Below are 12,275 nucleotides of genomic sequence, written 5' to 3'. Positions count from 1 at the left end.
AGCAGTCGGGAAGGCAGGGCATGGCCACGGACGGGGGCGGCACGGAGACCGAGGGACCGGCGGCGACCCGCACGGCACGCGTGCCCAAGTACTACCGCCTCAAGCGGCACTTGCTGGACATGACGGAGACTCTACCGCCAGGGACCCCGGTTCCGCCCGAACGTACGCTCGCCGCCGAGTTCGACACCTCGCGTACGACCGTGCGGCAGGCGCTCCAGGAGCTGGTGGTCGAGGGCAGGCTCGAACGCATCCAGGGCAAGGGCACGTTCGTCGCCAAGCCGAAGGTGTCGCAGGCCCTGCAACTCACCTCGTACACCGAGGACATGCGGGCCCAGGGGCTCGAACCGACCTCCCAGCTCCTGGACATCGGCTATGTCACCGCCGACGACACCCTGGCCGGGCTGCTCGACATCACCGCCGGGGGCAGGGTGCTGCGCATCGAGCGGCTGCGGCTGGCGAGCGGTGAGCCGATGGCCATCGAGACGACGCACCTGTCGGCCAAGCGCTTTCCCGCGCTGCGCCGCTCGCTCGTCAAGTACACGTCTCTCTACACGGCGTTGGCCGAGGTGTACGGGGTCCATCTGGCCGAGGCCGAGGAGACCATCGAGACCTCGCTGGCCACCCCGCGCGAGGCGGGACTGCTCGGCACGGACGTGGGCCTGCCGATGCTGATGCTCTCGCGGCACTCGGTGGACGCGGACAACGAACCGGTCGAATGGGTGCGTTCGGTGTACCGCGGCGACCGGTACAAGTTCGTCGCGCGGCTCAAACGACCCGCCCATTGAGCGGTTTAGCCGCACCGTTGCCGTTCCGAGACGGCGGCGGGGGTGACGGCGGTCGGCCTCCTCCCCTAGATTGCCTGCGCATTACACCAGGTGATCAGTGAGGGGACGGTACGCCGAATGCCGGACAACCCGGAAGAAAAACCGCCCACGGCGACAGCGGCGCCCGTGGTGACACCGCTGCGGGTGGTCATCGGCGTCTGCCTGCTGGCGCCGTTCGTGGCGATGCTCTGGGTCGGCTCGTACGCGAAGGTCGACCCGGCGTTCATCGGTATCCCCTTCTTCTACTGGTACCAACTGCTGTGGGTCTTCATCTCCACGGCGCTGACCATGACCGCCTACAAGCTGTGGCAGCGTGACCAGCGCGCCCGCAAGGGAGGTGTGTCGCGATGAAGGACGGTGTGAACGGCGTCGCGCTCGGCGTCTTCATCTTCTTCTTCCTGGCCGTCACCGCCATGGGGTTCCTGGCGGCGCGCTGGCGCAGGGCGGAGAACCAGCACAGCCTCGACGAATGGGGCCTGGGCGGCCGGTCGTTCGGCACCTGGGTGACCTGGTTCCTGCTCGGCGGCGACCTCTACACGGCGTACACCTTCGTGGCCGTACCGGCCGCGATCTACGCGGCGGGCGCCTCGGGCTTCTTCGCCGTCCCGTACACGATCCTGGTCTACCCGCTGATCTTCACCTTCCTGCCCCGGCTCTGGTCGGTGTCGCACAAGCACGGGTACGTGACGACGTCGGACTTCGTCAGGGGGCGGTTCGGCTCGAAGTCGCTGTCCCTGGCGGTCGCCGTGACCGGCATCCTCGCGACGATGCCATACATCGCGCTCCAGTTGGTCGGTATCCAGTCGGTGCTCGACGTGATGGGCATCGGCGGCAGCAACGACACCAACTGGTTCGTCAAGGACCTGCCGCTGTTCATCGCGTTCGCCGTGCTCGCCGCTTACACGTACTCGTCGGGGCTGCGGGCGCCCGCGCTGATCGCGTTCGTCAAGGACGGTCTGATCTACATCGTCATTCTCGTGGCGATCATCTACATCCCGATCCGGCTCGGCGGCTTCGACGACATCTTCGCCAAGGCGGGCGACGCCTTCGCGAAGGTCAACCCGGCCACCGGCAAACCGCGCGGCGCGCTGGCGCCCCCCGAAGCCGGCCAGTGGGGGTACGCGACGCTGGCGCTCGGCTCGGCGCTCGCGCTGTTCATGTATCCGCACTCGATCACGGCGACGCTCTCCAGCCGCAGCCGCGACGTGATCCGGCGCAACACCGCGATCCTGCCGCTGTACTCACTGATGCTGGGGCTGCTGGCGCTGCTCGGCTTCATGGCCATCGCCGCCGGGATCAAGGTCGACAACGGCCAGTTGGCGATCCCGCAGCTCTTCGAGAACATGTTCCCCGACTGGTTCGCGGGCGTCGCGTTCGCCGCGATCGGCATCGGCGCGCTGGTGCCGGCCGCGATCATGTCGATCGCCGCGGCGAACCTCTTCACCCGCAACATCTACAAGGACTTCATCAAGCCGGACGCGACCCCCGCGCAGGAGACCAAGGTCTCCAAGCTGGTGTCCCTGCTGGTGAAGGTGGGCGCGCTGGTCTTCGTCCTCGGCATGGACCCGACCGTAGCGATCAACTTCCAGCTCCTGGGCGGCATCTGGATCCTGCAGACCCTGCCGGCCCTGGTCGGCGGCCTGTTCACCCGCTGGTTCCACCGCTGGGCCCTGCTGGCGGGCTGGGCGGTCGGCATGGTCTACGGGACGCTCGCCGCGTACGGCGTCGCGAGCCCGACCCAGAAGCACTTCGGCGGCTCGTCGAAGGAGATCCCGGGCCTCGGCGAGATCGGCTACATCGGCCTCACCGCGTTCGTGCTGAACGTGGTGGTGACGGTGGTCCTCACCCTGATCCTGCGCGCGGTCAAGGCACCGGACGGCATCGACGAGACGAGCGCGTCGGACTACACGGCGGACGCGGGCGACCCGGACGTCAAGGCCGAACTCCCCCTGACGACCCCGGCGGAACCGGCCCACTGAGCCACCGCGAAACCGCGACAGGAACGGGCCGCCGGCACCACCGGCGGCCCGTTTTCGCTGCCCTCAGCGCACCCATTCCTTGAGCTGCTCGGTCGTCGGTGTCGGAGTCGTACGACGTGACCTCGACGGTCATCAGGACCCGTTCCGGGTCGCCCCACTCGCCCTGGCCGACGAAAGCGCCGCTGGGCGCCAGGGCACCGTCCGGGCGAGCACGGCCGTTGCGATACGTCTGGACCTTCAGCCCCTGCCCCGGATGGAGCCACAGCTCAGGACGCGCTCTCATGCAGATACGTGTCAGCCACTGAACGACGCGCCCGCGGGAACCGTCCGGCACGGCCCTGCTCCTGATCCGTCCGTCGATGAGTTCCAGCCGGACGCCCTCAGTGGTCCTCGCCAGTACCCGGGTCGCCTCGTCGAACTCCTCCGGAAGAATCCCGTGCCTGCCTTCGACCGCCGCCATGGGGACACCTCCTTGTCTCCAGGACGGTAGCGGAAATCGCTGACACAGCGCTGACAGCGAGCAGACGAAACTCGCCGCGACACAACATGTGGGGGGTGGCTCCCGGAACGTCCACCAGATGTATGCTCGTCTCGCTGTCGACACAGGGGAATCCGGTGCGAATCCGGAACTGTCCCGCAACGGTGTGCTGTGGTGCGCTTTGTCGTACCCCGCGAGTCCGAACACCTGCCGGCGGTGCGTCCGGGTCGGCCGATTCGGGCGTCGAGACGTCCCGGGCCCCGCGGTAGGGCCGGCGGACACGGCGGTGCGCCCTGCTCCGGGTGCGGTCCGTCGTACGCCTGCCTCCTGCCCGCCGGACCCGGTCCGAGCGAGGGAGAGCATCACGTGACCATCGCGCCAGACCGTCCGGCCACGCACACCGCCGCTTCAGGCGAGGCACTGCTGCGTACGCTGACGGACCTCACCGCCGATCTGCCCGACACCGACCCGGGCAAGGTCGCCGCGGCGGCGCTCCGGGGGCGGCACGCCGGATCGGACGCCGCGGGCCTGCGTGAGCTGGCCACCGAGGCCGCCGCCGGGCTGATCTCCGAGGACCCGGCGTACTCCCGGCTCGCCGCCCGGCTGCTGACCCGCTCCATCGCGGACGAGGCCGCGGGCCAGGGCGCGGTGTCGTTCTCCGCCTCGGTCGGCGTCGGACACACCGAGGGGCTGATCGCCGACGCCACGGCCCGCTTCGTGGCGCTGCACGCCGAGCGGCTCGACGCGCTCGTCGACCCGGCCGCCGACGACCGGTTCGGGTACTTCGGGCTGCGTACGCTCTACAGCCGCTACCTGCTGCGCCACCCGATCACCCGCCACGTCTTCGAGCGCCCGCAGTACTTCATGCTGCGCGTGGCGTGCGGGCTCGCCGAGGACGACAGTACGGCCGCGCTGGACGAAGTCGCCGCCCTCTACCGGCTGATGAGCCGGCTGGACTATCTGCCGTCGTCGCCGACCCTGTTCAACTCCGGTACCAGGCACCCGCAGATGTCCTCCTGCTACCTGCTGGACTCCCCCGCCGACGAACTCGACTCGATCTACGACCGCTACCACCAGGTGGCCCGGCTCTCGAAGCACGCGGGCGGCATCGGCATCCCGTTCTCCCGTATCCGCTCCCGGGGTTCGCTGATCCGCGGCACCAACGGGCACTCCAACGGCATCGTGCCGTTCCTGCGCACGCTCGACTCCTCGGTCGCCGCCGTCAACCAGGGCGGCCGGCGCAAGGGCGCCGCCGCCGTCTATCTGGAGACGTGGCACGCCGACCTGGAGGAGTTCCTCGAACTGCGGGACAACACCGGTGAGGAGGCACGCCGTACGCACAACCTCAACCTCGCGCACTGGATCCCCGACGAATTCATGCGACGCGTCGAGGCGGACACCGACTGGTCGCTGTTCTCACCCTCAGACGTGCCCGAGCTGGTCGACCTGTGGGGCGACGCGTTCGACACGGCGTACCGCGCGGCCGAGGCGGCGGGCCTCGCGATCAGGACGATCCCGGCCCGCGACCTGTACGGGCGGATGATGCGCACCCTCGCCCAGACCGGCAACGGCTGGATGACCTTCAAGGACGCGTCGAACCGTACGGCCAACCAGACGGCGGAGCCCGGCCGCACCGTTCACTCGTCCAACCTCTGCACGGAGATCCTGGAGGTCACGGACGACGGCGAGACGGCCGTCTGCAACCTCGGCTCGGTCAACCTGGCCGCTTTCGTGCTGGATTCGGGCGAGATCGACTGGGCGCGGCTGGACTCGACGGTCGCCACCGCCGTCACCTTCCTCGACCGGGTCGTGGACATCAACTTCTACCCGACCGAGCAGGCGGGCCGCTCCAATGCCACATGGCGCCCGGTCGGCCTAGGTGTGATGGGCCTCCAAGACGTCTTCTTCAAGAATGGCCTGCCCTTCGACTCCGCCGAGGCCGCCGCGCTCTCCACGAAGATCGCCGAGCGGGTCATGCTCGCCGCGTACGAGGCGTCCTGCGGGCTCGCCGAGCGGTACGCCCCGCTGCCCGCCTGGGAGCAGACGCGTACGGCGCGCGGGGTGCTGCACCCCGACCACTACGGCGTCGAGCTGAACTGGCCCGAGCGGTGGGACGCCCTGCGCGCCCGGGTCGCCAGGAGCGGTATGCGCAACTCGCTGCTGCTCGCCATCGCGCCGACCGCGACCATCGCCTCGATCGCCGGGGTCTACGAGTGCATCGAGCCGCAGGTCTCGAACCTCTTCAAGCGCGAGACGCTGTCGGGCGAGTTCCTCCAGGTCAACTCGTACCTGGTGGCGGAGTTGAAGCGGCTCGGTGTCTGGGACACCAGGACCCGTGAGGCGCTGCGCGAGGCCAGCGGCTCGGTGGCGGGCTTCAGTTGGCTGCCGGCCGAGGTGCGCGAGCTGTACCGCACGGCGTGGGAGATCCCGCAGCGCGGTCTGATCGACATGGCGGCGGCGCGTACGCCGTTCCTCGACCAGAGCCAGTCGCTGAACCTGTTCCTGGAGACGCCGACCATCGGGAAGCTCAGCTCGATGTACGCGTACGCCTGGAAGAAGGGCCTCAAGACCACGTACTACCTGCGCTCGCGCCCGGCGACCCGGATCGCCCGCGCGGCCGGCGCCGCCGACGTACCGGCGGCGCGCGTCGCCCCCGGCGCCGCCTCCACACCCGTACCCGTACCCGTACCGATGGCGCCCGACGCGGACGCCGTCGCCTGCTCCCTGGAAAACCCCGAGTCCTGCGAGGCCTGCCAGTAATGACGACTGAAAAGACCACTGAGAAGAATCTGCTCGACCCCGGCTTCGAACTGACCCTGCGGCCGATGCGCTACCCCGACTTCTACGACCGCTACCGCGACGCGATCAAGAACACCTGGACCGTGGAGGAGGTCGACCTCCACTCCGACGTCGCCGACCTCGCCAAGCTCTCCCCCGGCGAGCAGCACATGATCGGCCGGCTGATCGCGTTCTTCGCGACGGGCGACTCGATCGTGTCGAACAACCTCGTCCTGACGCTGTACAAGCACATCAACTCCCCCGAGGCGCGGCTGTACCTGTCCCGCCAGCTCTTCGAAGAGGCCGTGCACGTCCAGTTCTATCTGACGCTGCTCGACACCTACCTCCCCGACCCGGCGGACCGGGCGGCGGCGTTCGACGCGGTGGAGAGCATCCCCTCGATCCGCGAGAAGGCGCAGTTCTGCTTCCGCTGGATGGACTCGGTCGAGACGATCGACCGGCTGGAGACCAAGGCGGACCGGCGGCGCTTCCTGCTGAACCTGATCTGCTTCGCCGCCTGTATCGAGGGCCTGTTCTTCTACGGCGCGTTCGCGTACGTCTACTGGTTCCGCTCGCGCGGCCTGCTGCACGGTCTCGCCACGGGCACCAACTGGGTCTTCCGCGACGAGACGATGCACATGAACTTCGCGTTCGAGGTCGTGGACACCGTCCGCAAGGAGGAGCCGGACCTCTTCGACGACGAACTCCAGCGGCAGGTCACGGACATGCTCAAGGAGGCGGTCGAGGCGGAGCTGCAGTTCGGCCGCGACCTGTGCGGTGACGGGCTGCCCGGCATGAACACCGAGTCGATGCGCGAATACCTCCAGTGCGTCGCCGACGAGCGGCTGCGCCGCCTCGGCCTCGCGCCGGTGTACGGCTCGGAGAACCCGTTCTCGTACATGGAACTGCAGGGCGTCCAGGAGCTGACCAACTTCTTCGAACGCCGCCCGTCCGCCTACCAGGTGGCGGTGGAGGGCTCGGTCAGTCTGGACGACGACTTCTGACCTGCTCACGGCCTGCGCAGCGCCCGCAGGACGGTGTCGTGGGTGTGGTGGGTGCCGGCCGGGGGCGGGACGGCGCGCGGCCGGGTCTCGTCGACCAGGACGTCCCAGCCCGCGCCGAGGAGTGGCGGGATGTCGGCGGGCTGGTAGTAGTCGGCGGGGTCGAAGTCGTCGCCCTCCCGGTGGGTCAGGTCCGCGAGGTCATGGCCGACGAAGAGCAGCGTGCCGCCGGGGGCGACGGCGGCCAGGAGACCTTGCAGCGCCGCGTGGTCCGGCGTGCGGTGCAGCGGGAAGTACTGGACGGACACCAGGTCGAAGGCGTCCGCCGGGGGCGGTGTGGTGCTGAGGTCGGCGCGTGTCCAGGTCACCAGGTCCTGGACGTCGGTGCCGGCCTCGGCCGCGCGCCGCAGGGCGGTCTCGGCGATGTCGACCCCGGTGACCTGCCAGCCGCGCCGGGCCAGCCAGAGCGCGTCGGCGCCTTCGCCGCACCCGGCGTCGAGCGCCCGGCCCGGCGGCAGCTCGGCCGTCTCGGCGACGAGCACCCCGTTGGGGTTGCCGCTGAAGACCTGCTCGCGGCTGCGGTACATCTCGTTCCAGCCCTGGGCATCCATGGCGGTCGGCCTCTCGTCGCGTCGGCGGTGCAGTGCGCGGTGAAGTTCGCGGTGACTGCGACGCAACGATCCGCCCGGATCGGCCGGCGGGCAAAGCTCTTTGCGGAAACGGCAAGACGCGGGCACGGTGGTTGCATGAGCGGCGAATTCGACGCGGTGTCCGGGCCCGGCGGGCTCGGCCGGCGTGCGGGTCAGTTGGTGCGGGAGTAGTCGTCGCGGTTCGGGCTGCGGCGCTCCCGCAGCTCGCGCAGCTCGTGGTCGATCCGGGCCAGCCGGACCCGGCGGTCGGTCACGCGGTCCTTGACGTGCCAGTACAGCGGGGGCAGCGCGAGGAGGACGAACAGGGCGATCAGGGCGAGAATGGTGAGGAAGGTGTCCATGCCTTCACTTTCGTCGCTCCGCCCCAGGAAAAGCAGTGGCAGGACTGTCATCAAGCATCGAATTGCTGCCACACTTGCTGCCATGCTGAAAAACGTGGCGACGGTCCTCCTCGACGGCGTTCATCCCTTCGAACTCGGCGTGATCTGCGAGGTGTTCGGCCTCGACCGCAGTGACGAAGGGCTGCCGGCGTACGACTTCGGCGTCGTGTCCGCCGAGGGGCCCGTGCTGCGCACCCATGCCGGGTTCACCCTCGGCGACATGTACGGCCTGGACCGGCTGGAGGAGGCCGATCTGATCGCCGTACCCGCCGGTGCCTCGTACGCCGTGCGCGACTATCCGCCGGAGCTGCTGGACGCGCTGCGGCGCGCCGTCGACCGCGGCGCCTGGGTGCTCAGCGTGTGTTCCGGCGTGTTCGTGCTGGGCGCCGCCGGGCTGCTCGACGGGCGGCGGTGCGTCAGCCACTGGAGCCACACCGAGCTGCTGTCCCGGACGTTTCCTCAGGCCAAGGTCGAGCAGGACGGGCTGTACGTGGAGGACGGCCGCGTCATCACATCGGCCGGTACAGCGGCCGGGATCGACGCCTGTCTGCATCTGCTGCGGCTGGAGCACGGCCCGGAGATCGCCAACGCCGTCGCCCGCCGCATGGTCGTCCCGCCGCACCGCGACGGCGGCCAGGCGCAGTTCGTGGAGCGCCCGCTGCCACGGGACCGCTGCGACACGGTCGCCGACGTGCTCGCCTGGATGGAGCGGCATCTGGACAGCGAGATGACCGTCGAGCAGTTGGCCGAGCAGGCCCATATGTCGCCGCGCACCTTCGCCCGCCGCTTCCAGCAGGAGACGGGGACCACGCCCTACCGCTGGCTGCTGCGCCAACGGGTGCTGTTCGCCCAGGAGTTGCTGGAGGCGACGGACGAGACGGTGGACAGCGTGGCCGGGCGCTCCGGCTTCGGCAGCGCGGCGGGGCTGCGCCACCACTTCCTGCGGACGCTCGGGACGACCCCGAACGCCTACCGCCGCACCTTCCGCGTACCCGCGTCGGCCACGGCCGGGATGCGGGACGCTCAGTCGTTGGGGACGGTCTCGTAGCGCGGGGTGCCCTCGGCCATCTGCCGCAGCGCGTCCTTGCGGTCGCGCTTGGAGAGCCGGTCGATGTACAGGTACCCGTACAGATGGTCCGTCTCGTGCTGGAGGCAGCGGGAGAAGTACCCCGTGCCCTGGAGCTTGACCGGGCGGCCCTTCAGGTCGACGCCGGTGACGACGGCGTAGTCGGGGCGCGGCAGCGCGGCGTACGCGGTCGGCACGGACAGGCAGCCCTCGTTGGAGTCGTCCAGATTGCGCTCCCCGGGCGGCAGCTCCACCAGGACGGGGTTGCAGACCGCGCCGACGTGCCGTACGCCGTCGTCGTCCAGGCAGTCGTAGACGAAGACCTTCAGGTCGACGCCGATCTGGTTGGCGGCCAGGCCCACGCCCTCGGCGGCGCGCTGGCTGGCGAACATGTCGTCCACGAGCGCGGCGAGTGCGCCGTCGAACTCCGTCACGTCCCGGCATTCCTTGTGCAGCACGGGATTGCCGACGACGGTGATCGGGCGGGCCGTGCCGCGCTCCCGGTGCGCCAGCTCGCGCGCCTCGGCGTCCGTGGTGTCGTCGACGAACCCGTCGGCGTCCGTCACCGGGGCCTCACTGTCGATCCGCTGGTCCGTCTCCTGCTGCGCCATGTCCGCAGTACGCCTTCCTCAGTACCCGATGCTGCTGCCCGCACGCCGCGCGGGTCCGCACGATGTGCCCGTACAGCCTAAGCGCAGCCGCGGGAGGCTCAGGTCGCCCGTCAGCAGACTTCTTCGAGATCCCGCCACTCGCGGGTCTCGGGGCTGTCGGCGACCCAGCCGTCCAGCAGCCCGCGCACCAGGGCCTGCGGCGCCGCGATGCCGCATTCGCGCTCCGGCACCCACAGCTCGCCCGCCGTGCGGTGGCCGAGCGGCCCCGGGTGGCCGGGCTCGCTGTGGTCGTGCGGGTCGAGATGCTCGCCGTCGCCCTCGGCGCTCGGCATCCGGCTCTCCGAGCAGGCCCGGCACAGCAGCCGTACGGACGACGACCAGTCCTCGGCGGCGAAGCCGGCGTCGGCGGCGAGCCGCTCCAGCGCGTCCCTGTCGTCCTCGGTCGCCGCTTCCAGCAGCACCACCCAGGTGGGTACGGGCGAGGGCGCCCACAGCTCGATCTCGTCGAAGACCGGGTAGGCGCGGGTGGCGCCGTCCGGGGCCGCCGCCGTCGTGCGCTCGCCGTTGGGTACGCCGTCGTGCAGGACGACCTCGCCCCAGCGCCGCCCCGACGACGGCAGCGGGATCGACAGCACCTCGATCCGCGCCGGGTCGAGCCTGCGGCCCCAGACGACCTCGGCCTCGCCCTCGGGCGACAGCCGGACAGCGGCGCTGCCCAGCTCCATGCCCTCCGGTTCGCCGTTCGCCTCGACGCTGTGCGGATTGCCGGGCACCCGCAGCCCGTACGCCTGCCAGGCGCGCCGGGCCAGCGGCCAGTCCTGGAGCGCGGTGGCAGCGATGCCCACGTTCCACCAGTCGGGGGCGCCGGTCTCCTTGTCGAGCAGGGCCACGGCCCGCAGTCCCGCCGCCCGCGCCTGCTCCCAGTCGTGCCGGAACTTGTGCAGCAGCGCCAGGTTGAACCAGGACTCCGAGAGCCAGGGCTCCAGATCGGCCGCACGCGTCAGCAGCGCGCCCGCGTCCTCGTACCGGCCGTCACCGATCAGCGTGAACGCGCGGTCGGTGGCCTGCCGCCACGAGGCGGATGGCCGATGCCGTACCTTCCCGAAGATCCTCACGATTCCCGCCTGCCGGTCGCTCGGGCCATACTCCCGGACACCCTCTTCTTCGCATCCAACCATGCCGGGTCGGACGCCCGCTTCTTACCCATGGGTTACCCAGCCCCGCCCGACGTCAGACCGCCCCGGGACAGCACGCGTGCCAGGGATTCCACCACCTCGGGCTGGTAGTCGTGCGCCGTGCCCAGCCGTAGCCGCTCCAGCGCGCTCAGCGCGCCGCTCGCGCCCGCTCCTTCTCCGGCCCCTTCCCCGGTCAGATCGTCGTACGCGTTGACGGCGCGGACGATCCTGGCAGGCAGCGGCTGTTCCCGGTAGGGGTCGGCCTGCCGTTCGACCACGACGGCCACCGCCGCCGGCACCCCGGTCTGGCGTACGACGGCTCCGCCGAGCAGCGCGATCCGGCGCTGCTCGGCGACCGGCAGCAGGGCGGTGGCCCCTTCGGGCACGGGGTCGACGAGCGAGAGCTGGCCGATGTCGTGCATCAGCGCCGCGTACTCCAGCACGGTCAGGTCCGGCCCCGAAAGGCCCAGCTCACGGCCGACCGCGCGGCTCAGCTCGGCGACCCGGCGGGCGTGGCCGGGCGGGGTGTACCCGGCGATCTCGGTGGCGCGGGCCAGCGACGCGATGGTCTGGCCGTAGGTGGTCCGCACGGCCGCGTAGCGCCGGAACGACAGGTGCGTGAGCAGCAGCGGCACACAGAACACCGGCAGCGCCCAGAGCCCGGCGACGGCCACCCCGAGCGCCATGACGGCGCCCGTCGCGCACACGGCCGAGCCGATGCCGAGCAGGGCCCGCAGTTCCTCCCTGAGCAGGGGGCCGAAGGGGTGGTGGGTGCGGGCGCGGGCCATCAGCGCGGCCAGCACGGCGTCGCACAGGGCGGTCAGCACCAGCAGCAGGAGCAGCAGCGCCGCGTAGTAGGGGCCCTGCCGGGTCAGGTCGCCGAAGCCGCCGGAGTTGTAGAGCGGCTGGAAGCAGACGGCGGCGAAGCCGACGGTCAGCACGCGGCGCACCATGTGGTCGAGCGCGGGGCCGCTGCCGCGTGCGATGTGCGGTACGGACCCGGCGAGCGCCGCCGCGACGGCGACGGCGACCGTCTGGAGCGCGCCGTGGCCGGTGGGCTGGCCGCCGTTCGCGCCGAGCAGGGCGTACGCGAGCGCGCCCGCCGCGCCGAGCGGCGCCGGCTCGCGCTCCCCGGGCAGCGCGCCCCAGCGGGCCAGCTCGCCGACGGTGATGAGCAGCCCGAAGGCGAGCGCGTCGCGGGGTTCGGTGACGCCGCGCCACAGCGTGGAGCCGAGCCCGGCCGCGGTGAGCAGCGCTGCGGCGCCGTAGACGGCGACGACCGTACGGGACATCCGCCGCCGGGTGCGGGTGACGGCGCCCGCGGCGGCTGCGG

The 12,275-nt window shown here is 70.8% G+C and carries 11 protein-coding genes, 1 pseudogene and 1 riboswitch; of the genes and pseudogenes, 6 read left to right on the top strand and 6 right to left on the bottom strand.

The annotated features are described in order from the left end of the window. Nucleotides 1–20: 20 nt before the first annotated feature. The 3 genes from ACZ63I_RS23580 (at nucleotide 21) to mctP (ending at nucleotide 2,803) form a co-directional block, all read left to right on the top strand. A complete protein-coding gene (locus ACZ63I_RS23580; RefSeq protein ID WP_041984584.1) occupies nucleotides 21–785 on the top strand; it encodes a GntR family transcriptional regulator in 765 nt (254 codons plus the stop codon). A 117-nt stretch (nucleotides 786–902) separates the two neighbouring features. Further along, nucleotides 903–1,175, top strand: a complete 273-nt coding sequence (locus tag ACZ63I_RS23575; RefSeq protein ID WP_469340963.1) for a DUF3311 domain-containing protein — start codon at nucleotides 903–905, stop codon at nucleotides 1,173–1,175. Beyond that, nucleotides 1,172–2,803: a monocarboxylate uptake permease MctP gene (gene mctP / locus ACZ63I_RS23570; protein WP_469340962.1), complete on the top strand. Its 1,632-nt coding sequence runs from the start codon at nucleotides 1,172–1,174 to the stop codon at nucleotides 2,801–2,803. The genes ACZ63I_RS23575 and mctP overlap by 4 nt, the downstream gene beginning before the upstream one ends. Nucleotides 2,804–2,891: 88 nt before the next feature. On the opposite strand, the pseudogene ACZ63I_RS23565 reads toward mctP, so the two are convergent. Beyond that, nucleotides 2,892–3,263, bottom strand: a pseudogene (locus ACZ63I_RS23565) (Uma2 family endonuclease); the annotation flags it as partial. Between the two features lie 121 nt (nucleotides 3,264–3,384). Beyond that, a riboswitch (cobalamin riboswitch) is annotated at nucleotides 3,385–3,510 on the top strand. A gap of 137 nt (nucleotides 3,511–3,647) precedes the next feature. Here ACZ63I_RS23565 and ACZ63I_RS23560 point away from each other — a divergent pair. Both ACZ63I_RS23560 and ACZ63I_RS23555 read left to right on the top strand, forming a co-directional pair. Further along, the gene (locus tag ACZ63I_RS23560; RefSeq protein WP_469340961.1) at nucleotides 3,648–6,041 is read left to right on the top strand and encodes a ribonucleoside-diphosphate reductase subunit alpha; all 2,394 of its coding nucleotides are present in this window, start codon (nucleotides 3,648–3,650) and stop codon (nucleotides 6,039–6,041) included. Further along, the gene (locus ACZ63I_RS23555) at nucleotides 6,041–7,063 is read left to right on the top strand and encodes a ribonucleotide-diphosphate reductase subunit beta (RefSeq protein WP_469340960.1); all 1,023 of its coding nucleotides are present in this window, start codon (nucleotides 6,041–6,043) and stop codon (nucleotides 7,061–7,063) included. The genes ACZ63I_RS23560 and ACZ63I_RS23555 overlap by 1 nt, the downstream gene beginning before the upstream one ends. Before the next feature lie 5 nt (nucleotides 7,064–7,068). Here ACZ63I_RS23555 and ACZ63I_RS23550 read toward each other — a convergent pair whose 3' ends face one another. After that, complete coding sequence (locus tag ACZ63I_RS23550; RefSeq protein ID WP_469340959.1) at nucleotides 7,069–7,671, bottom strand: class I SAM-dependent methyltransferase; 603 nt, start codon at nucleotides 7,669–7,671, stop codon at nucleotides 7,069–7,071. Between the two features lie 191 nt (nucleotides 7,672–7,862). Further along, a complete protein-coding gene (locus ACZ63I_RS23545) occupies nucleotides 7,863–8,051 on the bottom strand; it encodes a hypothetical protein (protein WP_469340958.1) in 189 nt (62 codons plus the stop codon). 82 nt (nucleotides 8,052–8,133) lie between these two features. Here ACZ63I_RS23545 and ACZ63I_RS23540 point away from each other — a divergent pair, with 82 nt between their 5' ends. Next, nucleotides 8,134–9,138, top strand: a complete 1,005-nt coding sequence (locus ACZ63I_RS23540) for a GlxA family transcriptional regulator (protein ID WP_469340957.1) — start codon at nucleotides 8,134–8,136, stop codon at nucleotides 9,136–9,138. Here the strand turns inward: ACZ63I_RS23540 and def are convergent. The 3 genes from def to ACZ63I_RS23525 all read right to left on the bottom strand — a co-directional run bounded on the left by def (nucleotide 9,114) and on the right by ACZ63I_RS23525 (nucleotide 12,234). Next, a complete protein-coding gene (def, locus tag ACZ63I_RS23535) occupies nucleotides 9,114–9,767 on the bottom strand; it encodes a peptide deformylase (protein WP_469340956.1) in 654 nt (217 codons plus the stop codon). The genes ACZ63I_RS23540 and def overlap by 25 nt on opposite strands. 110 nt (nucleotides 9,768–9,877) lie before the next feature. Beyond that, nucleotides 9,878–10,882, bottom strand: coding sequence for a tetratricopeptide repeat protein (locus tag ACZ63I_RS23530; protein ID WP_469340955.1), 1,005 nt, complete (start codon nucleotides 10,880–10,882; stop codon nucleotides 9,878–9,880). A 95-nt stretch (nucleotides 10,883–10,977) separates the two neighbouring features. Beyond that, nucleotides 10,978–12,234, bottom strand: coding sequence for an HD-GYP domain-containing protein (locus ACZ63I_RS23525; protein WP_469341123.1), 1,257 nt, complete (start codon nucleotides 12,232–12,234; stop codon nucleotides 10,978–10,980). Between the last annotated feature and the right edge of the window lie 41 nt (nucleotides 12,235–12,275).

The organism is Streptomyces sp. NPDC087906 (assembly GCF_055584925.1).
This window is presented reverse-complemented; position numbering and strand designations above follow the sequence as displayed.